At 71.5% G+C, this 25339-nt stretch carries 26 protein-coding genes; 14 read left to right on the top strand and 12 right to left on the bottom strand.

Going from position 1 to position 25339, the window contains the following annotated elements; all coding sequences use genetic code 11:
* Positions 1-379 precede the first annotated feature (379 nt).
* The 4 genes from ACIBK1_RS23120 to ACIBK1_RS23105 are packed head-to-tail and all read right to left on the bottom strand — an operon-like array spanning position 380 to position 2871.
* Positions 380-766, bottom strand: coding sequence for an OsmC family protein (locus ACIBK1_RS23120; protein WP_030505985.1), 387 nt, complete (start codon positions 764-766; stop codon positions 380-382).
* A 4-nt stretch (positions 767-770) separates the two neighbouring features.
* Entirely contained in the window at positions 771-1844 is a 1074-nt protein-coding gene (locus ACIBK1_RS23115; protein WP_076438983.1) for a sensor histidine kinase, read from the bottom strand.
* Positions 1841-2542: a response regulator transcription factor gene (locus tag ACIBK1_RS23110; RefSeq protein WP_030505987.1), complete on the bottom strand. Its 702-nt coding sequence runs from the start codon at positions 2540-2542 to the stop codon at positions 1841-1843. Before ACIBK1_RS23110 ends, ACIBK1_RS23115 begins: the two co-directional genes overlap by 4 nt.
* Positions 2543-2595: 53 nt before the next feature.
* Positions 2596-2871: a hypothetical protein gene (locus tag ACIBK1_RS23105; protein ID WP_030505988.1), complete on the bottom strand. Its 276-nt coding sequence runs from the start codon at positions 2869-2871 to the stop codon at positions 2596-2598.
* Between the two features lie 201 nt (positions 2872-3072).
* On the opposite strand from ACIBK1_RS23105, the gene ACIBK1_RS23100 reads away from it, so the two are divergent.
* The 4 genes from ACIBK1_RS23100 to ACIBK1_RS23085 all read left to right on the top strand — a co-directional run bounded on the left by ACIBK1_RS23100 (position 3073) and on the right by ACIBK1_RS23085 (position 5643).
* Positions 3073-3444 carry a phage holin family protein gene (locus tag ACIBK1_RS23100; RefSeq protein WP_030505989.1) on the top strand — a complete coding sequence of 124 codons (372 nt, stop codon included), beginning with the start codon at positions 3073-3075 and terminating at the stop codon, positions 3442-3444.
* Between the two features lie 98 nt (positions 3445-3542).
* Positions 3543-4442, top strand: a complete 900-nt coding sequence (locus ACIBK1_RS23095) for an amidohydrolase family protein (protein WP_030505990.1) — start codon at positions 3543-3545, stop codon at positions 4440-4442.
* Positions 4439-4990 (top strand): cysteine dioxygenase, encoded by a 552-nt coding sequence (locus ACIBK1_RS23090; protein WP_030505991.1) that lies wholly within the window; start codon positions 4439-4441, stop codon positions 4988-4990. The genes ACIBK1_RS23095 and ACIBK1_RS23090 overlap by 4 nt, the downstream gene beginning before the upstream one ends.
* A 50-nt stretch (positions 4991-5040) precedes the next feature.
* A complete protein-coding gene (locus ACIBK1_RS23085; RefSeq protein WP_396737555.1) occupies positions 5041-5643 on the top strand; it encodes a Uma2 family endonuclease in 603 nt (200 codons plus the stop codon).
* On the opposite strand, the gene ACIBK1_RS23080 is transcribed toward ACIBK1_RS23085, so the two are convergent.
* Positions 5644-6996, bottom strand: coding sequence for an MFS transporter (locus ACIBK1_RS23080; protein ID WP_036405097.1), 1353 nt, complete (start codon positions 6994-6996; stop codon positions 5644-5646).
* A gap of 89 nt (positions 6997-7085) precedes the next feature.
* On the opposite strand from ACIBK1_RS23080, the gene ACIBK1_RS23075 reads away from it, so the two are divergent.
* Positions 7086-7877 (top strand): IclR family transcriptional regulator domain-containing protein, encoded by a 792-nt coding sequence (locus ACIBK1_RS23075; protein ID WP_396737551.1) that lies wholly within the window; start codon positions 7086-7088, stop codon positions 7875-7877.
* Between the two features lie 161 nt (positions 7878-8038).
* Positions 8039-9097, top strand: coding sequence for a LacI family DNA-binding transcriptional regulator (locus tag ACIBK1_RS23070; protein ID WP_363528409.1), 1059 nt, complete (start codon positions 8039-8041; stop codon positions 9095-9097).
* Here the strand turns inward: ACIBK1_RS23070 and ACIBK1_RS23065 are convergent.
* Entirely contained in the window at positions 9027-10460 is a 1434-nt protein-coding gene (locus tag ACIBK1_RS23065; RefSeq protein WP_396737548.1) for an MFS transporter, read from the bottom strand. The genes ACIBK1_RS23070 and ACIBK1_RS23065 overlap by 71 nt on opposite strands.
* A gap of 79 nt (positions 10461-10539) precedes the next feature.
* On the opposite strand from ACIBK1_RS23065, the gene ACIBK1_RS23060 reads away from it, so the two are divergent.
* Positions 10540-11544 carry an ArsR/SmtB family transcription factor gene (locus ACIBK1_RS23060; protein WP_396724074.1) on the top strand — a complete coding sequence of 335 codons (1005 nt, stop codon included), beginning with the start codon at positions 10540-10542 and terminating at the stop codon, positions 11542-11544.
* A 45-nt stretch (positions 11545-11589) separates the two neighbouring features.
* Here the strand turns inward: ACIBK1_RS23060 and ACIBK1_RS23055 are convergent, their stop codons facing one another.
* The 3 genes from ACIBK1_RS23055 to ACIBK1_RS23045 all read right to left on the bottom strand — a co-directional run bounded on the left by ACIBK1_RS23055 (position 11590) and on the right by ACIBK1_RS23045 (position 14728).
* Positions 11590-12483: a carbohydrate ABC transporter permease gene (locus ACIBK1_RS23055; RefSeq protein WP_083744611.1), complete on the bottom strand. Its 894-nt coding sequence runs from the start codon at positions 12481-12483 to the stop codon at positions 11590-11592.
* Entirely contained in the window at positions 12480-13364 is an 885-nt protein-coding gene (locus tag ACIBK1_RS23050) for a carbohydrate ABC transporter permease (RefSeq protein ID WP_231513740.1), read from the bottom strand. Before ACIBK1_RS23050 ends, ACIBK1_RS23055 begins: the two co-directional genes overlap by 4 nt.
* Positions 13365-13444: 80 nt before the next feature.
* On the bottom strand, positions 13445-14728 hold the full coding sequence (locus ACIBK1_RS23045) for an ABC transporter substrate-binding protein (RefSeq protein ID WP_030505999.1): 1284 nt from the start codon (positions 14726-14728) through the stop codon (positions 13445-13447).
* A gap of 228 nt (positions 14729-14956) precedes the next feature.
* Here ACIBK1_RS23045 and ACIBK1_RS23040 point away from each other — a divergent pair, with 228 nt between their 5' ends.
* On the top strand, positions 14957-16861 hold the full coding sequence (locus ACIBK1_RS23040; RefSeq protein ID WP_396737545.1) for an ABC transporter ATP-binding protein: 1905 nt from the start codon (positions 14957-14959) through the stop codon (positions 16859-16861).
* 58 nt (positions 16862-16919) lie between these two features.
* On the opposite strand, the gene ACIBK1_RS23035 is transcribed toward ACIBK1_RS23040, so the two are convergent.
* Positions 16920-17312, bottom strand: a complete 393-nt coding sequence (locus ACIBK1_RS23035; protein WP_030506001.1) for a MerR family transcriptional regulator — start codon at positions 17310-17312, stop codon at positions 16920-16922.
* A 155-nt stretch (positions 17313-17467) separates the two neighbouring features.
* On the opposite strand from ACIBK1_RS23035, the gene ACIBK1_RS23030 reads away from it, so the two are divergent.
* From ACIBK1_RS23030 to ACIBK1_RS23015, 4 genes are all read left to right on the top strand, one after another.
* Positions 17468-19177 (top strand): pentapeptide repeat-containing protein, encoded by a 1710-nt coding sequence (locus tag ACIBK1_RS23030; protein WP_396737542.1) that lies wholly within the window; start codon positions 17468-17470, stop codon positions 19175-19177.
* A 45-nt stretch (positions 19178-19222) separates the two neighbouring features.
* Positions 19223-20134, top strand: a complete 912-nt coding sequence (locus tag ACIBK1_RS23025; protein ID WP_396737539.1) for an aldo/keto reductase — start codon at positions 19223-19225, stop codon at positions 20132-20134.
* 249 nt (positions 20135-20383) lie between these two features.
* A complete protein-coding gene (locus tag ACIBK1_RS23020) occupies positions 20384-21139 on the top strand; it encodes an ABC transporter ATP-binding protein (RefSeq protein WP_030506004.1) in 756 nt (251 codons plus the stop codon).
* The gene (locus tag ACIBK1_RS23015) at positions 21124-22860 is read left to right on the top strand and encodes a hypothetical protein (RefSeq protein ID WP_051761294.1); all 1737 of its coding nucleotides are present in this window, start codon (positions 21124-21126) and stop codon (positions 22858-22860) included. Before ACIBK1_RS23020 ends, ACIBK1_RS23015 begins: the two co-directional genes overlap by 16 nt.
* Positions 22861-22888: 28 nt before the next feature.
* Here ACIBK1_RS23015 and ACIBK1_RS23010 read toward each other — a convergent pair whose 3' ends face one another.
* On the bottom strand, positions 22889-23479 hold the full coding sequence (locus ACIBK1_RS23010) for a TetR/AcrR family transcriptional regulator (protein ID WP_030506006.1): 591 nt from the start codon (positions 23477-23479) through the stop codon (positions 22889-22891).
* 122 nt (positions 23480-23601) lie between these two features.
* Between ACIBK1_RS23010 and wrbA the strand changes: the two genes are divergently transcribed.
* Both wrbA and ACIBK1_RS23000 read left to right on the top strand, forming a co-directional pair.
* Positions 23602-24210 (top strand): NAD(P)H:quinone oxidoreductase, encoded by a 609-nt coding sequence (gene wrbA, locus ACIBK1_RS23005; RefSeq protein WP_030506007.1) that lies wholly within the window; start codon positions 23602-23604, stop codon positions 24208-24210.
* Positions 24211-24218: 8 nt separating this feature from the next.
* Positions 24219-24533 carry a YciI family protein gene (locus ACIBK1_RS23000; RefSeq protein WP_036405103.1) on the top strand — a complete coding sequence of 105 codons (315 nt, stop codon included), beginning with the start codon at positions 24219-24221 and terminating at the stop codon, positions 24531-24533.
* A gap of 139 nt (positions 24534-24672) precedes the next feature.
* Here ACIBK1_RS23000 and ACIBK1_RS22995 read toward each other — a convergent pair whose 3' ends face one another.
* Positions 24673-25317 (bottom strand): TetR/AcrR family transcriptional regulator, encoded by a 645-nt coding sequence (locus ACIBK1_RS22995; protein WP_076439026.1) that lies wholly within the window; start codon positions 25315-25317, stop codon positions 24673-24675.
* Positions 25318-25339: the final 22 nt, after the last annotated feature.

Genomic DNA, 25339 nt, shown 5'->3' with positions numbered 1-25339 from the left:
ACATGAGTGGAGCGGTGCGGGCTTCGCGGAGGATCGGAGCTCGGCGCAGTGTCCGACCCGGCCGGAGCTCGTGGACACCCCACCGGCGAGGAGGGGACGACGGGGCGGAGAACGGGTACAGGACCCTGGAAATGCCGGAGCCGGGCAGTCCCCCAACTGCCCGGCTCCGGATCAAAGCGGTTCCGCCAGGAATGCCCTCCCCAAAGGCACCGGCGGGCCCCCGCTTTCTGGACGCGGTTCCCCCATCCGCGTCCTTTATTAAGAAAGTCTGTCGCCCTCTCCCGAGGACCTGCTTCAACAGTACAAGCGGCCCTGTCATGAACTCGTCATAGGCAGGTTGATTTCCGGCCTACATCCGAACGGGCTCCGGCCGCCCGTGCTACTTCCCGAGGTCCAGCCTGACCTCGGTGCCCTTCTGGAGCGACCGGCTCACCGTGCAGTGGCGCTCGTGGACCCGCTCGGCGACGGCCTCGAAGACCTCGCCGGTGTCCTCCGCAGGCAACTCCACGTCGTAGGTCACGGTGACCGAGCGCAGCAGCGTCGGGCTCTCCTTCTCGGCGGAGACCTCGACGGCCAGCCGTACGAGCCGGTGGCCGCGCTTGGCGGTGAGCGGCTCGACCGTCATGACGTTGCAGCCGCCGACGGCCGCCAGCAGCAGCTCCACCGGGGTGAACAGACCGTCACCGGAGCCCATCGTGATCTCGGCACCGCGCTCGTTGCGGGCGACGAACCCGTCTTCGGTGCGCTCGACGCGTACAGAGCCCATGACCTCACCCTACTGGCAGCGCCAGCCGGACGAGCGTCCCTCCACCGGGGGCGGTACTGGCCGACACGCTACCGCCGTGGCTGTCCACGACCTGGCCCACGATGGCCAGGCCCAGCCCCGATCCGGGCAGCGACCGCGCCGAGGGCGCGCGGTAGAAGCGGTCGAAGACGTGCGGCAGGTCATCCGGGGAGATGCCGGGCCCGTGGTCGCGCACCGTCAGCACGCCGCCCCGCAACGACACCTCGACCAGGCCGCCGGACGGGCTGTACTTGGCCGCGTTGTCGAGCAGGTTGGCGACGGCCCGGGCGAGCCGGTCGGGCACTCCCCGCACCACCGTCGGCTCCGCCGACAGGGAGTACGCCGTCGACGGCCAGTGCCTGGCCGCCCTGGTGACCTCCCGCTCCACAAGCTCGTCGAGGTGCACGCTCTCCACGAGCACGGCGGGCTCCTCGTCGCGGGCCAGCTCGACCACGTCGGAGACGAGCGCCGTGAGCTCCTCCAGGCCGCTCATCACGGCCCGGCTCACCTCCTCGTGGACCTCCTGCGGCAGGTCACCTCTCATCAGCAGCTCGATGTTGGTCCGCAGGGCGGTGAGCGGGGTGCGCAGCTCGTGGGAGGCGTCGGCGACGAGGCGCTTCTGCGACTTCGCGGAGCGTTCCAGAGCGTCGAGCATGGTGTTGAAGCTGCGGGCCAGGCTGCCGAGCTCGTCGTCCCCTGTCACGTCGATCCTGGTGGTCAGATCCCGGGTGGTCGCCACCCGTCCCGCCGCGTCCTTGAGCGCGTTGACCGGCCGCAGCGCCGCCCGGGCGGCCAGCCAGCCGAGCGCCCCCGACAGCACCAGGCCGCCGAGCGCCACGGCGAAGAACGGCCAGCCCAGGTCGTCGACGTCGGCGAGGGCCGCCAGCACGCCGTTGGGGGGCGCATCGCCGTAGCCTCCGTAGCGCTCGTACGTCCCGTAGTGGTCCATCGCCCAATCGACCCGGCGGCAGGTGATGACGTAGGCGGCCACGATCGCGACGATCACGCTGACCGCGCCGGCCAGCGCGGAGGCCATCGCGAGCCGCCACCGGAGCTTCACGGCTCCTCCCCGGTGGGAGAAGCGGTGGGCTCCCTGAGCGCGTACCCGAGGCCGTGGACGGTGTGGATCAGCCGCGGCTCGCCCCCCGCCTCGGTCTTCTTGCGCAGATAGCCGATATAGACCTCCAGCGGGTTCGACCCGGGCCGGAAGCCGTAGCCCCAGATGCGTTCGAGGATGAGCTGCCGGGTCAGCACCTGGCCGCCGTTGCGGATCAGCAGATCGAGCAGGGCGTACTCGGTCCTGGTCAGGTCGATGAGCCGCCGGCCGCGGCGGGCCTGCCTGCTGTCGGGCAGCAGGACCAGGTCGGCGAACCCGGCCTCAGGGGGTGGCGCGGCGCGGCGCAGCAGGGCGCGCACCCGGGCGAACAGCTCCTCCAGCGCGAACGGCTTCACCAGGTAGTCGTCGGCTCCCGCGTCCAGGCCGGCCACCCTGTCGCCGATGCCGTCCAGGGCCGTCAGCATGAGCACGGGCAGCCGGTTGCCGTCTCCGCGCAGCGTCCGGCAGACCTCGATGCCGTTCATGCCCGGCATGAGCACGTCGAGCACCACGAGGTCGGGCGCCGCACCGTCGATGGCGTCGAGGGCGTCCATGCCGTCCCCGGCGGTCGCCACGCCGTACCCCTCCACGCGCAGCGCCCGCGCGATCGCGTCGCGGACCTCGGGTTCGTCGTCGACGACCAGCACCTGTGTCTTGACCACGTCGCCATTGTGACGTGCGGAGATGAGAAGTTGCTGAGCGTTCGTCCCTTTGCTCAGGCGTCAGGGTGTTTGGACAGATACTCGACATAGACCGGCCGGAGCGCGTCGCCGAGCTCGCCCTCGCCCGCCCCGATCGCGTCACTGAGCAGCGCCGAGACCCTGCTGAGGTCGTTCGCGGTCTCGTCGCTGTTGCCGCTCGCGGCCTCGGCCGCCGGGATGACCTTCAGCAGATCCCACAGGAATCCCAGGTCGCCGTGCCGTACGGCGTAGCGCACGGCACGGTCGTGCAGCTCCTTCGCGGGGAGCGACTCGAGCTCTTCCACGTCCATCCGATCTCACCCCCAACTCGTCGGTTTCCCCCAGGTTTGCCGCTTATACCCCCGAGGTGGGAGAAAGACCGCCGAAATCGGACCGGCTTTTTACCGTCCCCCCGGCCCTCGGCACAGCTCCTCCCACCCTCGACGCGGGCCGCCCATTCCGGCCACCCGCGAAGCGCGCACTCTTTGCCGTGCCATGGAAGGATTCTTGAGGTGAAGGTCCTACTCAAGATCATCGTGGTGGCCGCGGCCCTGTGGGCGTCCACCAAGCTGGTGGACGGCATCACCGTCAGCGCCGGCTCCACCGCCAAGCAGATCGGCACCCTCCTCGCGGTCGCGCTGATCTTCGGCCTCGTGAACGCCGTCATCAAGCCGATCATCAAGACGATCGGCTGCGCGTTCTACGTGCTCACGCTGGGGCTGTTCGCCCTGGTGGTGAACGCCGCCCTGCTCCTGCTCACGAGCTGGCTCGCCGAGCAGCTCGACCTCCCCTTCCACGTCGACGGATTCGTGGCCGCCTTCTGGGGCGCCATCGTCGTCGGCGTGATCAGTTGGATCCTCAACATGATCCTCGGCGACGACTGACCGGCCCGGGGCGGGTGCGTCATCCGCCCCGGGGTCACACCTGACGCGAAAGCATGTATTCTCAGTAGGGAATTAGTACTTCGCGAAGGAGCCGGCCGATGAGCGTGGACGTGCACCAGCACCTGTGGACGCCGTCCCTCATCGACGCGCTGCGCCGCCGCACCCGCCCGCCATACCTGGACGGATGGACGCTCGTCCTCGACGGCGAGCCGCCGTACGAGGCGGATCCGGCCGACCACGACGTGGAGATCCGGCGCAAGCGCAACGCCCACCTCGACCTCGCCCTCGTCTCCCTGTCGAGCCCGCTCGGGATCGAGCACCTGCCGCCGGAGGAGGCGTGGCCGCTCATCGACGCCTATCACGCCGACGCCCGCGCGCTGCCCGCGCCGTTCGGGGCCTGGGCCGCCGCCCCGGTGACCGACCCCGATCCCGTACGGCTCTCGCACGCCCTCGACCAGGGCCTGGCCGGGCTGCAGCTTCCGGCGACCGTGCTCGGCGACGCCCGCGGGCTGGCCCTGGCCGCCCCGCTGCTCGACGTGCTGGAAGAACGCGGCCTGCCGCTGTTCGTCCACCCCGGTCCCGCTGCGGCGGCGGGCCCGGCGTGGTGGGCCGCCGTCGTGCCGTACGTGCAGCAGATGCACGCCGCCTGGTACGCCTTCGAGGCGTTCGGCCGGCCCCGGCATCCCCGGCTGAAGGTGTGCTTCGCGCTGCTGGCCGGGCTGGCCCCGCTGCACAGGGAGCGCCAGCTGAGCCGGGGCGCCACCGGTCGCGGCCTGGTGGATCCCGACCTGTTCCTCGAGACGTCGTCCTACGGCCCCCGGGCCGCCGACGCGGTGATCCGCGAACTCGGGATCGACGTCCTCGTCGCCGGGAGCGACCAGCCGTACGCCGAGTCGGCGTGGCCGGACCCCGGCGACCCCGCACAACGAGCTGTCGATCATGCCGTCCGCGTGGCCAATCCCGGCCGCCTGCTGTCCCGGAAGGAGTCGCACCAATGAGCACGCCCACGATCCAGGAAGGCGCGCTCTGTGCCTCCTCGTCCGGTCCCTTCGTGGACCTGCCCGCCCGCGCGCTCGACCGCCGCGAGCTGCTCGCCCTGGTCGAGGACCTGGCCGCCCGGCCCGAGCTGTGGCGTCACCACCTCGGCTTCGAGGGCGCGCAGGACGGAGGACGCCACTACGTCTCGCTGCACCGCGACTCGTACGTGGACGTGTGGCTGCTGTGCTGGCGGCCCGGTGACGACACCGGCTGGCACGACCACGACGTCTCCTCCGGCGCGGTCCGCGTGGTGGCCGGCGAGCTGAAGGAGTGCAACCCGCGCATCGGCGGCGTCCACCTGGAGACGCCGGTCGTGGAGGGCGAGGCCTTCTCGTTCGGGCCCGACCACATCCACCGGCTGACCGGCGAGGCGCCCGGCTCGGTCTCGATCCACGCGTACTCGCCACCGCTGTGGCGCATGGGGCAGTACTCCATCACCGATGACGGGACCATGCGCCGTCTTTCGGTCGGGTACGCCGACGAATTGCGCCCGCTCGACCCGGCTTAGGGCGACGCGAGTAGTTCGTTCATCACAGACGGTGACGCTAGGCTTCTGCCATGACCAGCGTGCTCGATGACTGGCTCCAGCCCCGCCCGGGAGGCGGGGCCGGGGGCGTCTCCGATCGGTTCTCCCGGCTCCGGCCACCCGCCGCCGAGCGGCGGGACGGCGAGGACCGCGCCGATCAACCCGACGCCGGCCTCATCCCCACGAGCCCCCAGACCCGATTCCACGAGCGCATGACCTACGGCCTGCGCACGGTCCTGAACGCGCAGGTCCCTGGCGACCTGGTCGCGGTCAGCCGGATGGACGTCCTGCTGGGCCCCGATCGGCGCGCCCGTCCCGACGTGTCCCTGGTGGACGACCTCGCCGCCTCCGACGACCGGAGGACCTGTTACCTCGCCGAGGAGGTGCGCCTGGTCATCGAGGTCGTCGGCCCCGACTCGGCCGAGCCGGACCGCGACATGCGGCCGCGGCACTACGCGGCGGCCGGCATCCCCAACTTCTGGCGGGTCGAGAGCACCGACTTCCGGCCCTTCGTCTACTCCTTCGAGCTCGACGCCGACGGCGCCGGATATCAGGTGACCGGCGTCCACCACGCCCGCCTCGCGGTGGACTCCCCCTTCCCCATCACCATCGACCTCGATCGGCTGCCGCGCTGACTATCCCGCCTGTTCCGGCGCCGGGCGGGCGGCGAGCATCCCCGACACCAGTTGGAGGGCGCACGCCCCGAGCCCGGCGAGCAGGGGCACCGTCCAGCCGCCGGACAGCTCGTGGAGCAGGCCGAACGCGAGCGGCCCGATCGCGGCCAGCAGGTAGCCGCTCGACTGGGCGACCGCCGACAGCGCGGTCACCGAGGCGGGATCGGGCGCCCGCAGCGTGATGATCAGCAGGGCGAGCGCGATCGAGGCCCCCTGGCCGAGCCCGAGGACGATCATCCACAGCCACGGTGTGACGGTGGGCGCGAGCAGCACCCCCAGATATCCGGCGACGGTCAGCAGCACCGCCGCGGCCACGTGCGGCGCCTGGGAGCGGGCCCGGCCCGCGTGCAGGGGGACGACCAGCGCCGCGACGATCTGCACGAGGTTCGTCAGGCCCAGTAGGTATCCCGCCTCGTCGGCGGGCAGTCCGGCGGCCTGGAACACGGTCGGCAGCCAGGCCAGCACGACGTAGAAGGTCAGCGACTGCAGCCCCATGAACGCCATGACCGGCCACGTCGCCGGCGCGCGGAGCAGCGTCGCGTACGGCCGGCGGCCGGGGTCCCCGGGCTGGGAACCGCGGGCATCGCGTGCCTCAGGGGACGACGGCGCCGGAGACGCGAGCTGCTGCGCGCCCGCCGCCGCTCGTGCCGTCTCGGCCGGGGGGACCTCCGGCTGGGCCGCCTTCGTCCGGGCTCGCGGCTCCGGAGGCGGCGCAGCCTTCGTCCGGGTCCGCGGCGGCCGAGGCGGCGCAGCCTTGGTGAGCGCTGCCCGCCACAGGGCCGCCGCCAGCAGCGCGAGCAGGGCCGGCGCCCCCGCCGCCGCCCGCCAGCCGGTCTGCCCCGCCAGCGGGACCATCGCCGCCGAGGCCGCCGCCGCCCCGCTCACCATGACCGAGACGTACAGGCCGGTGAAAAGCCCGACCCGGTCCGGGAAGTGCTGCTTGACGAGCCCCGGCATGACGACGTTCATGACGGCGATGGCCGTGCCGGCCAGGGCCGCGCCGCAGTACAGCGCGGGCACGCCGTCCGCGCTGCGCAGGGCGACGCCGGCGGCCAGGACGAGCAGGCCGGCGAGCAACGTGCGGTCCAGCCCGATGCGGGCGGCCAGCGCGGGCGCGACCGGGGCGAGCAGGCCGAGGCACGCCACCATCACCGTGGTGATGGCGCCGCCTCCGGCGGGGCTGAGACCGAGGTCCCGCATGATGGCAGGGAGGAGCGGTGACACGCCCGCGAGAGCGGGCCTCAGGTTGAGCGCCGCCAGGACGAATCCGGCGATGAGCAGCGCATCCCCGCGGCGAACCACGATCTCCCTCATCACCCGCCAAACCCTACCGGCGCGGTGTCGCGAGGGCCGTCCGTCCCCGGCCGCCCTGGCGCTAGGGTTCGGTCGGGAGGTGGGCGGCCATGGCGGAGGAGCACGTCCAGTCGCTGGCCCGGGGTCTGGCGGTGATCCGGGCGTTCGACGCCGCGAGCCCGGAGCTGACGCTCAGCGAGGTGGCCCGCAAGACCGGTCTCACCCGGGCCGCGGCGCGCAGGTTCCTGCTGACGCTCGCGGACCTGGGCTACGTGCGGACCGACGGGCGGCTATTCGCGCTGTCTCCCCGGGTGCTCGAACTCGGCTACGCCTACCTGTCGAGCCTCTCCCTGCCCGAGGTCGCGCTGCCGCACCTGGAACGGCTCGCCGCAGAGGTGCACGAGTCGGCGTCGGTCTCCGTGCTGGACGACACCGACATCGTCTACGTGGCCCGCGTGCCGACGGCCCGGATCATGCGGGTGACGATCGCCATCGGCACCCGCTTCCCCGCCTACTGCACCTCCATGGGCCGGGTGCTGCTCGCGGGGCTCCCTCCGGAGGATCTCGACGCCTACCTCGCCCGCGCCGCCCTGGAGCGGCTCACCCCGCACACCACCACCTCGCCGGACGCCCTGCGCGCCGCGCTCGACCGTGTACGGGCCCAGGGCTGGGCCATGGTGGACCAGGAACTGGAAGAGGGGCTGCGCTCGATCGCCGCGCCGATCAGGGACCGCGGCGGCCGGGTGATGGCGGCCGTCAACATCTCCTCGCACGCCAGCCGCACCACCGTGGAGTCGGCCCGCCGTGACCTGCTCCCCCCGCTGCTCGCCGCCGCCGCCGGGATCGAGGGCGACCTGCACGCCACCGGAGGCGCGAGCCGCGCACAGCCCGGCAGTCCGTGACCCGCGCCGCCCACCCGCATACCCGGCCCCCGCACCCGGCCCCGCGCCCGGCCCCCGCGCGCTCGGCCCCCGCACGCCCCCACTTCCCCACAAAAACGACCAACTTTCACCAGAAGAGTGACAACGTTGTCTAGGGTCGTGAAATGGGAGATGATCCCTGCGTGGAAGAGACGAGACGCGGCCGTCCGACCATGAACGACGTGGCCGCCGCGGCCGGTGTGGCACTCAAGACCGTCTCCCGCGTCGTCAACAGCGAGCCCGGCGTCAACGCCGCGACCGCGAGCCGCGTGCAGGCGGCGATCGAGCGCCTCGGCTACCGCCGCAACGACAGCGCGCGCATCCTGCGCCGGGGCCGCACGGCGAGCATCGGCCTGGTCATCGAGGACGTGGCCGACGCCTTCTACTCCAGCCTCAGCCGCGCCGTCGAGGACGCCGCGCTGCACCACGGCTATCTGCTGTTCACCGGGTCGTCCCGGGAGGACGCGGCCCGCGAGCGCGACGTCGTGCTGGCCTTCTGCGCCCGCCGCGTGGACGGGCTGATCATCGTGCCGGCGGGGAGCGACCACAGCTACCTCGCGCCCGAGCTCGAAGCCGGGATCAAGGTGGTCTTCGCCGATCGGCCGCCGGGCGCGGGATGCGAGGCCGACACCGTCCTGTGCGACAACGTGGGCGGGGCCCGCATGGGCACGGCCCATCTGATCGCGCACGGCCACCGCCGCATCGCCTTCCTCGGCGACTCCCCCCGGATCTTCACCGCCGCCGAACGGCTGCGCGGCTACCGGCAGGCGCTGGCCGCCGCCGGCCTGCCGTACGACGAGGGCCTGGTGGCCATGGGGCCTGCGGACCCGGCGCGGATGCGGGCCGACCTGACCCGGCTGCTCACGGCGTCCGACCCTCCGACCGCGTTGCTGACCGGCAATGGCCGCACCACCGTGGAGACCCTGCGTGCACTGGCGTCGCTCACCGACGCCGCCGACGCGGGCGCCGCGGCCGGCCTCGCCCTGGTGGGGTTCGACGACTTCGAACTGGCCGACCTGCTGGGCGTCACCGTGGTGGCCCAGGATCCCGCCCGGCTCGGCCGTACGGCCGCCGACCTGCTGTTCATGCGCCTGTCCGGGGACGAGGAGCCGACCTGCAGGATCGAGCTGGCTACGCGGCTGGTTCCGCGGGGCTCGGGCGAGCGTCCTCCCCTCCCCCTCCGGGACCGTACGGCGGGCTGACCCGCCCCGACCGGCCGCCGCGCGGATCCCCCCGCAGATCGCCGCGCAGATCGCCGCGCAGATCTCCACGCAGATCTCCACGCAGCGCGAGCACGACGGCGATCACGCCGCAGCCCGACAGCGCGATGGCGAGATGGGCGGGCACGAGCTCGGCGACGGCGCCCACGGCGGCGGCGCCCAGCGCCTGGGCCGTCATCAACCCGGAGGTCTGCAGGCCGAACGCCTGCCCGCGCGCGGCCTCGGGAACCGTATCGAGGAACCGGCGCTGGACCCCCAGGTTGTAGGCGAGCCCCGCCGCGGCCAGGAACGCCAGCGCCGCCGCCCCGGCGACCCCCGGACGGGCCGCGAACCCGAGCAGCGGCGCGCCCAGCAGGAGCGCCAGCGGGAGGGTCAGCCGTTCGCGCGTGGCGGGCGCGGCGAACCTGCCGACGGCGAACTCCCCCACGCCCATGCCCGCCGCCGCGGCGGCCAGCACGACCCCCGCGCCCCACGCCGATCCCTCACCCGTGAGGTAGGGCACGTAGACGGCCTCCGCACCGACCGAGAGCATCGGCGGCAGCCACCCGGCCAGCAGCAGTCCCCGGACGGCCCGGTCGGCCAGCAGCGCCCGGTTGACCCGCAGCGTCGTCCGTACGGCCCCCGTGTCCCGAGCCGAACGCGTGTGCCGAGTCGAACGCGCCTGTCGAGTCGAACGCGTGGGGCGGGGGGAACGCGCCGGGCGGTCGCGCAACCCCCACCGGGTCAGCGCCGCGCTGCCCAGCGAGAGCGCGGCGGTTATCAGCAGCGCCCCGTGCGGGCCGGTCACGACGAGCAGGCCCCCGCCGACGGCCAGGCCGGCAACCTGCGCGCCCGCCGAGGTCGTGGTGAACACGGCGCGGCCGAGCACGTACGCGTCCCCCGCCAGCACGTCGGGCAGCACGGCGGCGCGCGCGGCCGAGAACAGGGGTGCGGGCACCCCCGCCGCGAACACCAGCGCAAGCATGACCCCGATCGGCAGGTCGCCGAGGCCGAGGCCGCCGATACCGAGCACCAGGCACGTGACCACCCGCAGGAGGTCACCCGCGACCATGAGGGCCCGCGGTCGCCACCGGTCGGCGAGCGACAGCAGGAGCATCCCGCCCGCCACCTGCGGCAGGAACCCGATCATGTACGCCAGCGCGGCCAGCCCGGGCGACCCCGTCCGCGCGTAGACGAGCACGGAGAACGCGAGCATCTTCACCGTGTCGCCCAGGACCAGCAGAAGCTGGCTCCCGAACAGCACACGGAACTCCGCGACGGCGAAACACGCCCGGAACGTCGATCTCTCCTGGTTCGCAGCCTCGTTCGCGGCCTGGTTCGCGGCTTGGTTCGCGGCTTGGGTCACGGCGCACCTCCCGGCGCCCATGCTCGGCGCGGGACCCCCGGACGCGCTAACGTTTCGGAAATGGCCGAAGGGTGAGCGTGTGTACCGGATCGAGGTGAGCCCGCAGGACATCGCCGCCAGCCGGTTCGCGATCTCCCCGCTCAACGAGACCATGCACGCGATGTGGATGCTGTCGGGCCGGATGCAGGCGGGCGCGCACGCGTCCTGGGCCGCGACGGCGCGTCCCCGGTTCGCGCGGCTGCTGTCCGGCAGCCCGGGAGCGCGCGCGATGGTCGCGCTGTTCCGGCAGGGCGCCTACATCGCCGACTTCATCGCGCCGCCGCCCACCGGGATCGACGTCGCCTTCGCCGAGGAGATCGCGGCGATGCGGGCCACGCCCCTGGAGCGGGCGCGGGCCGAGATCGCGATGTCCCTGGACGGGCGGCCGCCGCCGCCCGCCGAAATCATGGAGGTCCTGGAGGACGACGACGTGGTCGCGCTCCTGGCCGACGGGATCGAGCGCACCTGGACCGAGCTGGTCGCGCCGCAGTGGCCCCGCTTCCGGGCGATCCTGGAGCGCGACGTGATCCAGCGGGCCGGGCGGCTGGCGACGTACGGCTGGGCGGCGGCGCTCGACGACCTCGGCCCGCGGGTCCGCTGGCGACCGGCGTCGGCCCGCATCGAGGTGGCGGCACCCGGCGGCCGGGACGAACGGCACCGGCTCGGCGGCCGCGGCCTGCTGTTCCTGCCCAGCCTCTTCGTCCGCAAGGTGATCGCCTACCTCGACGAGGCGTGGCCGTACGCGCTGGTGTATCCCGCCCGTGGGGTGGCGGCGGCGCAGCCGCGGGCGGGCGGCGCGTCCGCGCTCGCCGGGCTGGTCGGCAGGTCCAGGGCCCGGATCCTGGCCGAGCTGGAGACCCCGGCGACCACCACGCAGCTCGCCGCCCGCCTCGGGCTGGCGCTGGGCACGGCCGGCGGCCACCTCACCGCGCTGCGCGCGGCCGGGCTGGTCGCCGGCGCCCGGGTCGGACGGCAGGTCCTCTACCGCCGCACCCCGCTCGGGGACGCGCTGGTGGCCGGCCGCCTCGACTCCCTCGGCTCCTGAGACTCGGCTCCTGAGACTCGGCCCTTGAAAGTCAGCCCTTGAGACTCAGCCCTTGAGCGCGCCCGCCATGAGGCCGCGCATGAAGAACCTGCCGAGCAGCACGTAGATGACCATCGTGGGGATGGACGCCAGGATCGCCGCCGCCATCTGCTGGCTGTACGGCGTCGTCACGGCGCCCGCGATGTTGTTGAGCATGACCGTGGTCGGCCAGGAGCTCGGCCCGGTGAGGAAGACCGCGAACAGGAAGTCGTTCCACATCGAGGTGAACTGCCAGATGATCACCACGGCGAACGCCGGGCCGGAGACCGGCAGCACGATCGACCAGAGCGTCCGCAGCATCCCCGCGCCGTCGACGCGGGACGCCTCGATGAGCTCGTCCGGGATCGTGACGTAGTAGTTGCGGAAGATCAGCGTGCAGATCGGGATGCCGTACACCACGTGGGCGAGGACCAGGCCGGGGATGCCGCCGTACAGCTGCACGCCGAGCGTGTCGCCCACGTTCACCATGAGCTGCACAAGCGGGATCATCACGCCCTGGTAGGGGATGAACATGCCGAACAGGAACAGCGTGAACAGCACGTCGGCGCCGGGGAAGCGCCACTTGGACAGCACGTACCCGTTGAGCGCCCCGAGGGCGGCGGAGATCAGCGAACCGGGGACCGCGAGCAGGAAGCTGTTGACGATTCCGGGTTCGAGCTTCTCCCAGGCGACGCTCCACGCCTCGGTCGTCCACACCTTGGGGAGGTTCCACGCCTGCGTGGGGTCGGCCTCGGTGAGCGGCTTGAAGCTCGTGACCAGCAGCACGTAGACCGGAATCAGGAAGACCAGGACGAACAGCAGCAGCAGGACGAGCCGCACCCACATGCCGGCCCGGCCCTTGTCGCGGACCGGGGCGGCGGGCGCCGTGCGCGGGGCCTTCTCGGCGACGTGCGCGGTCATGAGCGCTTCCCCTTACGGGCGTCCCAGATCAAATAGGGCACGACGAAGACGGCGACGGACAGCACGATGTAGGACGCGATCGTCGCGCCCTTCGCCGGGTCGTGGGAGTCGTAGACCGCCGTCCACATGAACGTCGCGGGCACGTCGGTGATGATCTGCTTGCCCGACACCGCGACGACGAGGTCGAAGACCTTCAGCGAGATGTGGCCGAGGATGATCAGCGCGGACAGCGTCACCGGGCGCAGCATCGGCAGCACCACGTGCCGGTAGACCCCCCACTCGCTGCAGCCGTCCACCCGGGCGGCCTCGCGCAGCTCTTCCGGCACGCCCCGGAACCCGGCGAGGAACAACGCCATGATGTATCCGGACATCTGCCAGACCGCCGGGAGCGCCATGGCGGCCATCCCCCAGTCGGGATCGCGGAACCACTGCCATTGCAGGAAGTCGAGCCCGACATAGTGGAAGAGCCGGTTGAGCCCGACCGCATGCTCACCCGTCGCGCTGTTCATCAGCCAGCGCCAGACCACGCCGGTGGCGATGAAGGAGACGGCCATCGGGAACAGGTAGACGGCGCGGAAGCCGCTCTCCGCCCGGATGCCCTTCTCCATCAGGAAGGCGAGGAACCAGCCGAGGACGAGCGCGCCGCCGACGAAGACCACGGTGAAGACGATCGCGTGCCGGACCGAAAGGCCCCAGCGCTCCTCGCTCCAGATTCCGGTGAAGTTCTCCAGCCCGACGAAGTTGCCGGGGATCTCCGCGATCTCGTCGTGCTTGTCGGTCATGGCGAGCTTGAAGTTCCAGCCGAGCAGGCCGTACACGAAGACCGCGATGAGGATGATCGACGGCGACACCAGGAGTAGCCCGGGCAGCCATCTGCGCACCCGTGTCACTTGTACCTCTCAGGAGTCGAGTACGGCCCACGCCGTTGTGGACCCGGCGTGGGCCGTACGAGGAGATCAGCTCACTGACCGCTGTTCTTGGCCGCCGCGACCAGCGCCTGCTGGAACTTGGCGACGTCGTTGTCCTGCTGGAACAGGCCGACCGCGTCGGTGATGGCCTGACGCCACTGGTCGTTGGCGACCACGCCGTGCTGGATCGAGCCGGCCAGCTTGTCGCTCGCCCACTGCTCCAGGTCCCACGACAGGTAGTCCTTGTAGAGGGACTGGTCGGCGTCCTTGCGGGCCGGGATCGAGCCCTTCAGCGGGTTGAACGCGTCCTGGCCCTCCTTGCTGGCGGCCACCTTCAGCCACGCGATCGCGCCGTCGCGGTTGGGCGCGCCCTTCGGCAGGGTGAAGCTGTCGGACAGCCACATGAAGGTGCCGTCCGTGCCCGGCGACGCGGCCCAGTCGAAGTCCTTTTTCGACTCCTTGCCGAGGCCGCCCTCCGGCGGGTTGTGGAAGTAGCCGTAGGCCCAGTCGCCCATGATGTTGAAGGCCGCCTCGCCGTCGGCGACCTGCTTGGCCGCCGGCTGCCAGTCGTCCTGCGGGCTGCCCGCGTACGACAGGATGGTCTTGAAGTTCTCCAGCGCCTTGGTCACGTTCGCGTTGGACCAGTCGGCGTTCGCCGTCCACAGGGCGTTGTACGCGTCGGTGCCGAGCGAGCCGAGCAGCACGGACTCGAGCAGGTGCACCAGGGTCCACTGCGAACCGATCGACAGCGGGATCTTCCCGGACTTCTTCACCTTGTCGAGGTCGGTGATGAACTCCTCGACGGTCTTCGGCGCGCCGTCGATGCCGGCCTTCTTGAGAACCGAGGGGTTGAACCACAGCACGTTCGACCGGTGGATGTTCACCGGCACGGAGTACACCTGGCCCTGCACCGAGATCTGGTCGATGAGCTGCTGCGGGAGGACTTCCTTGAGCTTCAGCTCGTCGTACAGGAAGTTCAGCGACTCCAGCTTGCCGCTCTTGATGTAGCCCTGGAGCTCCGCGCCGGCGTGGCCCTGGAAGGTGTCCGGGGGCTGGTTGGCCTGCAGCTTGCTCGACAGAAGCGCGCGGGCCTGGTCGCCCGAGCCGCCCGCCACCGCGGCGTCGAAGAACTCGAAGTTCGGGTTCTGCTTGGCGAAGATCTCACGCATCGCCTTGAGGCCGTCGGCCTCACCGGGGCCCGTCCACCACGAGAAGACCTCGACCTTCCTCGCGGCCTGACCGCCTCCACTCTCCTGCTTGTCACCGCCACCACAGGCGGAAAGAGTGAGCAGACCCGCAACAGAGACCGCGACGGCCGCCATCCACCGTCGTCTCATCGCAACATTCCTTTCCTGCTTTTCACGAGGATTTCGGGCCCCCGAAGACACATATGGCTGACAACGTTGTCAGCAGGCCCAATCAACCCACTTTCAGCGGCACGCCGTCAAGTTTGTGCCGATAACGTCTCTGCATACCGGCCCTGGCTAGGTGTTAGGGGCGTGCGTCAAAGCGATCGGCGCGGCCGGGTGCGGGAAATTGTCGGCGCCGGCGCTCACACTGCAGGCATGACGGTCACACAACAGGGGGGACCTGATCATCTGTCGGAGGACGACCTGCCGGACATGGCGGACGTCGAGTCTCCGCAATGGGCGCGACACTTCGGCACGATGGCGGGGCTGGGCTTCCTCACGGTCGCACGGCGGCTGCCCCGGCTGATCCGGCAGGCGCTGGGCATCGCCTGGGAGGCGAGTCCCCGCGACACCGTGGCCACGGTCACGCTGAGCACACTCGGCGGCGTCTTCACCGCCTTCGGCCTGCTCGCCACGACGGGCGTGCTGACCGCGCTGTTCCAGGCGGGCCCGACTCCGGAGCGGATCCGGGCCGCGCTGCCCAGCCTGCTGCTCGTGGGCCTTGCCGCCACCGCGCGCACGACCCTGCAGGCGGGCGCCGGTTGGGCTCAGTCCCGGCTCGAACCGCAGGTCAGCCGGATCACGGAAGAGCGCCTCTACACCCTGACCAGCCGGGTCGAGCTCGTCTGCTTCGACGACCCCGAGTTCCACGACGCGCTGCAGCGGGCCCGCATGCGCGGCATGCAGATGGCCGAGATGGTCGTGAGCACGGCCATCGACACGCTGGCGGGCCTGGTCGGCATCGCGGCCGCGGCGGGCGTGCTGGGCGTGCTGCACCCCGTGCTGCTGCCGCTGCTCCTGCTCGCGGTCGTCCCCGACGCCTGGGCGGCCGTACGGGCCGCGCGGATGCGCTACACGACCGCCCTGGTGCTCGTCCCGGCCAGACGGCGCAAGTGGATCATCGAGGAACTGCTGGCGGACAAGGACACCGCGGCCGAGGTCCGCACGTTCACCATGCGCGGCTTCCTGCTGCGGATGTTCGACACGGTCGCCCGGGGCGAGCAGCAGGTCATGCTCGACCTCGCGCGGCGGCAGACCGTCGCCCGCGTCCTCGGCGAGGCGCTGGGCGGCCTGGGGCAGGGCATGGTCTACGTCGCGCTCGGGCTGCTGCTCGCGGCGGGCGCGGTGCCCCTCGCGGTGGCCGGCACCGCGGTGCTCGCCATCCGGTCCGGGCAGACCTCGCTGTCGAACTTCATGTACGCGACGAACCGGCTCTACGAGGAGGGGCTCTACTTCACCGACTTCCTGGACTTCATCGCGCACGCCGAGGGCCGCATCCCGCCCGCCCGCGACCGGACGGCCCCCGGCGACTTCGGCCGCATCACGGTCGAGGAGGTCACCTTCTCCTATCCCGCCGCGCCGGCCCCCGCCCTGCGCGGGGTGTCGGTCCGCATCGAGCGCGGGGAGGTCGTGGCTCTCGTCGGCGAGAACGGCTCGGGCAAGACGACCCTCGCGAAGATCCTCGCCGGGCTGTACGAGCCGGACGGCGGCCGCGTCCGGTGGGACGACGCCGACCTGGCCGAGGTCGATCCCGACAGCCTGCGCCGCAGGATCGCGGTCATCGCCCAGGACCACACCCGATGGCCGCTGACCGCCCGCCACAACATCACCATGGGCACGGAGAAGGGCGAGACCGAGGTGACCCGCGCCGCCGAGGTCGCCGGCGCCGACCAGGTCATCGCCGAGCTCCCGTACGGCTACCGCACACTGCTCGACCGCCGGTTCAAGAACGGCCACGAGCTGTCGGGCGGGCAGTGGCAGCGGATCGCCGTGGCCCGCGGGTTCTACCGGGACGCGCCCCTGCTGATCTGCGACGAGCCCACGGCCGCCCTCGACGCCAGGGCGGAGCACGCGTTGTTCGAGCGGATCCGGGAGCACGCCGACGGCCGGACCGTGCTGCTCATCACCCACCGCCTCGCCAGCGTGCGCTACGCCGACCGCATCTACGTGCTCGACCACGGCAAGGTCCGCGAGCACGGCACGCACGAGGAGCTGATCGCCCTCGACGGCCTCTACGCCGACCTTTACAACCTCCAGGCCGAGGCCTACCGCTCGGCCTGAACCATCCGCCCGAGCCACCTGCCCGGCCGCTCGCCAGGGGGCCGGGCAGGCGTGCGTCTCAAGAGGCCTGCTCGCAGTCCGGGAGCATGTCGCGCATGGTGAGCACGTCCTTGTAGTACTGGATCTTCCGCTGGATCCCGCCCTGCTTCTGGCGCAGGTCGGCGATCTGGGCCTCGACCTTCCGGTCGTGCTCCTCCAGCAGCGCGATCCTGTCCTCGACGGTGTGCTCGCCCTGCCGTACGAGCTGGGCGAAGCGCAGCATCTCCGCGATCGGCATGCCGGTGTCGCGCAGGCAGCGGATCATGCCGAGCCAGCTCACGTCGTCCTCGCTGAACCGCCGCTGGCCTGCCGCGTTACGGCCGACCGGCTCCAGCAGCCCAATCCGTTCGTAATACCGAAGGGTGTCGAGGCTGAAACCGGTCTCCTCGACGACCTGTCCAGGTGTGTACACGGCCACACCATTGATCCTGGCACATCGTCTTTTCTGTAGGTGTTTCGCAAGCGGATCGCAACCCGCGGCTTTATAACGGGTCGTGCACGTATGATCCGGTGCCCGCGTCTCCCCGGGGAGCGTTCGGGCGGCGTCCCCGATGGAGCCAGTGAGAAATGCCCGGCACCCCCCGCTCGACGGCCGCCTCGGTGACCCTTATCGCCGCGGTTCTGCTGTCGATCCCGATGACCCCTGCCGCGACCCCTGCCGCCGCGGCGACGCCCGGCGACCGCCTTCCCTGCCGCCCGGGCAGCGGCCCGCATCTCGCCGGCCGGGACCTCACCCGCATGACGCTGCCCGCCGACCTGTCCTGCGCGGACCTGCGGGGCGCCAAGCTCGACGGCCTGACCGTGCGGAGCCTGCTCACCGGGGCCGATCTGACCGGAGCCTCGCTCAAGGGCGCCCACCTCGGGTACGCCCAGATGGCCGGGGCCAGGCTGCGCAAGGCCGACCTGTCCGAAGCCGAGCTGTACTACGCGGACCTGCGCGGCAGCGACCTGCGCGAGGCCACGATGGACGACTCCTCGCCCTACTACGCGCACTTCGAGGGGGCCGACCTGAGCGGGGCCACAATGGTGCGGGCCAAGACGTACGACGCGCAGTTCGACGACGCGAAGCTGGTCGGCGTCGACCTGACCGACGCCGCCGCCTACGGCGCGGACATGCGCCGGGCCGACCTCAGACGGGTCAAGGCGGCGAAGGCCAGGCTCTACGGCGCCACCTTCATCAGGACCGTTTTGCGGCAGGCCGATCTCAGCGGCGCGCAGTTGTACGAGTCGGTGATGACCGGCGCGGACTTCAGGGGGGCCGACCTCACCGGGGCGGACCTGCGGGATGTCAGGGACGCCCGGCTGGCCGGGAGCAAGGGCGTGCCCAGGTTCCTGCCGGCGCCGGACCCGTCGTGCGAGCCCGGCACCGGTCAGGACTACCGGGGCTGGGACCTGACCGCGGTGACGGACTTCCCCGACGACCTGAGCTGCGCCGACCTGACCGGCGCCAAGCTGGACGGCGTCGACCTGACGGGGGTCAAGCTGAACCGGGCGATCCTCCGCGACGTCTCCGCCGCCGGGGCGAGCCTCCGCTCCGCGAAGGGCGCCGACCTGCGGGGCGCGCGGCTGCGGCGGGCCAAGCTCGGCAGCGCCGACCTCGCGGGGGCGGATCTCTCCCGGGCCGACCTGTCGGACGCGGCGCTCGGCAGCGCCACTCTGACACAGGCCAAGCTGGTCGGCGCCGACCTCCGTGACGCGGAGCTGATCAGCGTGACGGCCGACCAGGCCGACTTCACCAGCGCGAGGATGGACCGGGCATACCTCCACTACGGCAAGTACCGCGACGCGGTCTTCCGCAAGGCCGTCCTGACCGACGCCGATCTCAGCGATGCCGAGCTGCGGGGCGCCACCTTCGAGGGCGCCGAGGTCACCGGGCTGAATCAGGACTTCGCCGAGGACATCGACCTGTCGGGGTCCTCCAGCCGCATGTCCGCCGGCTGGCTGATCTTCTTCGGCGTCACCGGTCTGGTCGCCTTCTGGATCGTCGCCGGGCTGACCACGGCCAGGGTGCGGCGGAGGAGAGCCGCCAGGGAGGCGGCCGCCGAAAGAGCGGTCCGGTTCGAGGACGCCAGACGCGTCCAGGAGGAGAACGTGACCCGGCTGGGCGAGGAGATCGACAGCGTGGCGGACCGGACCGGCGAGGTGGACTGGAACGCGGTCCTGGACGCCTACGACGCGGCGAAGGAGGCGCTGGCGAGGGCCCACGACATGAGCGACCTGACGGACGTCGAGACCATCGTGGCGCGCGGTCGCAAGGCCCTCACCCGCCGCCGGTGAAAGCCGCTTGTGCTGGAGTGCGCTCCAGGCGGCAGGGTGATCGGTATGAGAATCGCTCTGGGGACCATCCCCTTCGGGACCACCGTGGACGAGGCGACTTCGTTCGCCATCCTCGACCGCTTCGTCGAAGGCGGCGGAACGATCCTCGACACGGCCAACAACTACCCGTTCTGGCAGGAGGGCGCGACCGGCGACGAGAGCGAGGCCACCATCGGCCGATGGCTCGCCTCGCGGCGCAACCGGGACCAGGTGGTGATCAGCACCAAGTGCGGCGCCCGCCCGTCGGTGCCCGGCGCCCGTACGCTCGACGCCGCCGAGGGCCTGTCCGCCGGTGTGGTCAGGGCCGCGATCGACGGCAGCCTGCGGCGTCTCGGCACCGATCACGTGGACGTCTACTGGGCTCACATCGACGACAGGTCAGCACCGCTTGAGGAGACGGTCGCCGCCTTCGACGAGCTGGTGCTCGCCGGCAAGGCCAAGGAGGTGGGCGCGAGCAACCACGCGGTGTGGCGGCTGGATCGGGCCCGCTCACTGGCGGCGGCCCGCGGCGCCACGCGCTACAGCCACGTGCAGCTGCGCCACTCCTACCTCCGCCCCCGGCCCGGCGTACGGCTGCCCGAGGGCGGGCACACCCTGGTCACCGAGGAACTGCTCGACTACGTGCGCTCCGAGGGCGACCTGACGCTGTGGGTCTACACCTCGCTGCTCGCGGGCGCGTACGCCGGCAAGCCGCTGCCCGAGCACTACGACCACCCGGGCACCACCAGGAGGCTGGCCGTGCTGGACGAGGTGGCCGGCGAGCTCGGCGCGACGCGCAACCAGGTCGTGCTCGCCTGGCTGCGGGCGCAGGACATCATCCCGATCGTCGGCGTCAGCTCGGTCGCCCAGCTCGACGATCTGCTCGCCGACGTCAAGCTCGACGGCGAGCAGATCGCCCGCCTCGACGCCCCCGCCTGACGCCGGGGCTCGCCCGCGCCCGCGAAGGGCGCCTGCGAAGGGCACCTGGGAAGAGCGCCTGCGGCGGGAAGCCGAAGCCTGCCCCGCCGCAGGCGCCCTCGGCCGGTAGATCTTGTCGAACGTCGGGGGAGCGTTTAGGGTCCTGAACGTGGCATCCGGAGAGCGGACGCTCACGGAGGACGCCTGGTGCCGCGCATCCTGGCGCAGACGACCGCCATGACCTTCTCCCTCGCCACCCCGGAGCACATCATGACGCCAGCGCTGGAGATCAGCGGGCTGACCAAGCGTTTCGGCGACAAGCTCGCCGTCGACGCAATCGATCTCAGCGTCCCCCAGGGCTCCTTCTTCGGGCTTGTCGGTCAGAACGGCGCCGGCAAGACCACCACCCTGTCCATGGCCGTCGGCCTGCTGCGACCCGACGACGGCAGCGCCAGGATCTTCGGCGAGGACGTCTGGGCCGCTCCCGAGCGAGCCAAGGCCATGGTCGGGGTGCTGCCCGACGGGCTGGCCATGCCCGAGCGGCTGACGGGGCGCGAGGTGCTCACCTATCTGGGCCTGCTGCGGGGGCTCGACAAGGAAGTGGTGGCGCGACGGGCCGAGGACCTGTTGGCCGTGCTGGAGCTGGACGGCGTGGACAAGACGCTGGTCATCGAGTACTCGACCGGCATGCGTAAGAAGATCGGGCTGGCCACCGCACTGCTGCACGCGCCGCGGCTGCTGGTGCTGGACGAGCCGTTCGAAGCGGTCGACCCGGTGTCGGCCGCCACGATCAAGACGATCCTGCGCGGCTTCGTCGCGGGCGGCGGCTCGATCGTGTTGTCCAGCCACGTCATGGCTCTGGTCGAGCAGCTGTGCGACCGCGTCGCGGTGATCGACAAGGGGACGGTGGCCGCCGCCGGCACCCTGGACGAGGTACGCGGCGCGAACTCCCTGGAGGAGACCTTCGTCGAACTCGTCGGCGAGCAGGACAACGGGCTCAAGGAGCTGTCGTGGCTGTCGCACTGACCACGGTCACCATGGCCCGGATGAAGGTCGCGATGCTGCGCCACGCCTTCCGTGGCACGCGGGCGCAGACCGCGGGCACGGGCGCGGTGCTCGGCGCACTGCTCGCGGCGGGCACGATCTATCTGGCCTTCACCGATCCGGACCTGCTGGCGGCCGGGTACGCGGTCTGGCTGCTGGGCTGGATACTCGGCCCGATCTTCATGGGCGGCGGCGACGAGACGCTGCGTCCCGAGTACTTCTCGCTGCTGGGCCTGTCACCGCGCCGGCTGGCGGCCGGGCTGCTGGTCTCGGCCTTCGTCGGCGTGGCGCCACTGGTGAGCCTGACCGCCCTGCTCGGGCTGCTGGTCGCGGGAGTCAGGCTCGGCGTCGCCAACGCCCTGGTGGCGGTGCCGGCGATGGCGCTGCAGCTGGCTGTCTTCGTGCTGCTGTCGAAGGTCTCCGTGGCGGTGGTCGGGCTGGCGCTGCGCACCCGGCCGGGAGCGATCGTCTCCGGCCTGCTCAACGGCGCGATACTGGCGGCGCTCGGCCAGATCTGGGTCTTCTTCATGCTCTTCGGCCAGACCGGTGTGCCCGCCGTGGTCTGGTACCTGCCCTCCGGGTGGGGCCTGCTGGCCGTCCGGGGCGAGTGGTGGGCGCTTGGAGCGCTGGCCCTCCTGGCGCTGCTGCTCCTGGGCGCGTGGGCCGCGCTGCTCAGCAGGCGTGCGGGCGCCGCGCGACCCTCCACTCGGGGCAGACGCCCGATGCGGCCGGCGACCGCCAACGGCGCGATCGTCGCCAAGGAGCTGCGCACCTGGTCGCGCGACCTGGTTCGCAACCACCAGCTGACCTTCGCGTTGTCGTACGGCGTCTGCTTCGCGGCCAGCCCGCTGGTCCTCGGCTGGGACGGCATGCTGCCGTACGCGGGTCCGATCTTCATCGTGATGGCCGCGGCCATGACCTCCAACCTGTACGGCACCGACGGCACCGCGCTGTGGCTGACGCTGATGACACCGAGCGCGAGCGACGTGCGCGGCAGGCAGCTGGCCTGGCTGTCGGCACATGCGCCGGTGGCGATCGTGCTGACCGTGGCGTTCACCGCGGTCACCGGTGGGCCGTGGCCCCTGATCCTGGCGCTGCTGCCCGCCCTGCTGGGCGGCGCGACCGGGCTGGTGCCGCTGGTCTCGGCGTACGGGCTGGTGCCCGGCACCGACCCGCATCGCCGCGCGGGCAACCCGCTGCGCATCAGCGAGGACGACGGCGGTCTGACCGGGCTGGCCTATCTGATGCTGGCGCTGATGCTCCTGACGGCCGTGCCGGCAGGCCTGGTGGCGATCTGGTACGGCTGGGCCGGCGTGGCCGTCGGCGTCGTGACCGGCGTGTTGTGTCACTGGGGCTTCGGCCTGCTCGCCGAGCGGCGACTGCGGTCGCAGGGCCCGGAACTGCTGGACGTGATGCGGACCGGCCGCAAGCCGCAGGCGACGATGAAGTTCCGCTTCGAGCAGCTGTCCAAGACGCACAAGACGATCGCCTGGTGGTGCTTCGGCTTCGGCGCCATCCCGCTGGTCCCCCAGGGCATCATCGCCGCCGTCTTCGTGGCGAACGGCATGCTGCGCCACACGTGGTTCCTGGCCACGTACATGCCGCCTGGGCTGCGTTATCCGGTCGCCGCCGCCTTCGTCGTGCTCGGGCTGGCCATGTACGGCACCGGTGTATGGGTCGTCAGGCCACGGTCATCCCGATGATGCGGGCGGCCGTCCCTCTGGGAGCCGGCTAAAGCCCGAGCAGGCTGTCGAGGCCGGCCTTGATCCTGTCCTTCGTCACTCCACGGTCCGCAGTGAGGTGCGCGAACAGGCTCGGCACGAACGGCGCGAGCAGCAGGTGGGCCAGGATCGTGGGGTCCGATTCCGGTCTCATCTCGCGCAGCAGCATGGACACGTGCGTATGCATGGTGAGGTACGCGCCGCTCTGATAGCGGGCTCCCGGTGAGGCGCTCTCCGCCGCCGCCATGATCTCGCCCTGCTCGATGACCCGGTCGGCGACCGTGTGGAGGAAGGCGCGCAGCCGCTCGGCGGGCGGGGCGCCGGGGCCGAGGGGCGGTGGACCGGTCATGAAGGCCTGCTGGAAGCGCTGCTCGCCGTCGTCGAGCACCGCGAACAGCAGGCGGCTGACGTCGCCGAACCGGCGGTAGACGGTGCCGACGCCCATGCCCGCGGCGTGCGCCACGGCGTTCATGGTGACGGCCGCCGGGCCCTGCTCCGCGATCAGGCGAGCGGTCGCGTCGAGGATCTTCCGCCGGTTCCGAGCGGCGTCCGCGCGCTCCGGCGGGGCCTGTCCGGTGACGCGAAGCTCGGTGCGGGGCATGTCCCGAGGCTACCGGACCGGAGATCCAGTCTCCGGTTTGCGAACCGGATTGTTATCCGATTTACTGCCTTCGAAGCGGATAGCTATCCGCTTGATCGTCGTCGTTCGGAGGAGACGTCATCATGAGTGCCAAGATCGCCGTCATCTATTACTCGGCCACCGGCAACGTCCACCAGCTCGCCAAGGCGGTCGCCGAGGGCGCGGAGAAGGCCGGCGCCGAGGTCCGGTTGCGCCGGGTCGCCGAACTGGCGCCGGACTCCGCCATCGACGCCAACCCGGCCTGGCGCGAACACGTCGAGGCTACCAAGGACGTCCAGGTCGCCACGCTGGACGATCTGGTCTGGGCAGACGCCTACGCCTTCGGCTCGCCGACCCGTTACGGCAACATCGCCTCACAGCTCAAGCAGTTCATCGACACCACGGGCGGCATCTGGCAGCAGGGCGTCATGGCCAACAAGCCCGCCACCGGGTTCGCCAGCGCCCACAACGCCAACGGCGGCAACGAGTCGACGATCCTCGCCCTCTACAACACCTTCCACCACTGGGGTTCCATCATCGTCTCGCCCGGTTACACCAACCCGGTGGTGTACCCCGCGGGCGGCAACCCGTACGGCACCGCCCACCCGGGCGGCACGGGCGCCCCGTCCGAGGACACTCTCGCGGCCGCCCGCTACCAGGGCGAGCGCCTGGCGACCATCACGGCCAGCCTCCTGGCCGGCCGGGCTGCTTGAATGGCGGCATGCTGCACCTGCTGATCGTCTCCTACACCGGCTCCGAGGAAGACGCCGCCCCCTTCGTTCGCGATCACGTCGGATATCTCGAACGGCACCACGCGGACGGCGTCTTCCTGGTGTCGGGGCAGACGGTGCCGTCCTCGCAGGGCGGCGCCATCGTGGCGTCCGGCGTGGACCGCGAGACCATCGAGCGGATCAGCGCCGAGGACCCGTTCGTCGTGAACGGCGTCGCGACCCACGCGATCACCACAATCGAGCCGGGGCGCGTCCATCCTGCTCTGGCAGCGCCGCTGACCGCCGCGGCGGCGTCGCGCGACTGACCCGCCAGGAGTCATTGCCCATTCCTGTCGTTCCGGTCGTCCTAGAACCCAGCCAGGGCCGACTCAGGGCGATGCATAGGTGTACAGCCCTCCGCCGCTCCGGCTCCGAACTCAAGCCCTTCAGCCGGTCCCCGTGCCGCTAGTGAAGGTGGTCCGAGAGATAGCGGCGGACGAGGCGCTTGCATTCGGCGATGAGGTCGGGGTCGCCGTCGGGGTGGACGCGGAAGGCCAGCTTGAGCACGGCGTCGGCGGCCTCCACGGCGACCACGAAGGCGCGCGACAGGCCGTCGCCCGGCGCCACGCCGAGCCGGTCGACGATGAGGGAGCGCAGACGGTCGGCGACGACCACGTTGTTCTCCAGCGCCTCATCGAGCATCCGCTGGGTGCCGGGCAGGGCGGGGCCGCCGGGAGCGGCGAGCACCTCGCCGAAGTCCACCACCCCGAAGCCCGGCGTGGTCCGCTTCATCCGGACGAACTCGTCGACGACCATATCCACGGCGTCGGTCCAGTCGGACGGCGGCGCGGCGGCCAGCCGGGACGTGATCCGGTCCAGGTACGCCTCCAGGTTCCGCAGCGCGAGCGCGCGGACCAGGCTCTGCTTGTCGGTGAAGAACTGGTAGAAGGTCCCGATCGGCACCTCGGCCTTGCGGGCGACCTCCTTGGTGGTCAGGGCGGCGTACCCCACCTCGTCGAGCAGCAGGGCGCACTCGTCCAGCATGCGCCCGACCCGCTCCTGACTGCGGCGCTGCGCCGGCCGTCGGCGCAGCGCTCCCCCTGTCGTCATTCCGCCATTCTCTCCCGCTTTT

The sequence above is a fragment of the Microbispora rosea genome, assembly GCF_044460045.1.
Taxonomy (GTDB): domain Bacteria; phylum Actinomycetota; class Actinomycetes; order Streptosporangiales; family Streptosporangiaceae; genus Microbispora; species Microbispora rosea.
The sequence above is the reverse complement of the archived record's forward strand: the minus strand, read 5'-3'. Positions and strand labels throughout refer to the sequence as shown.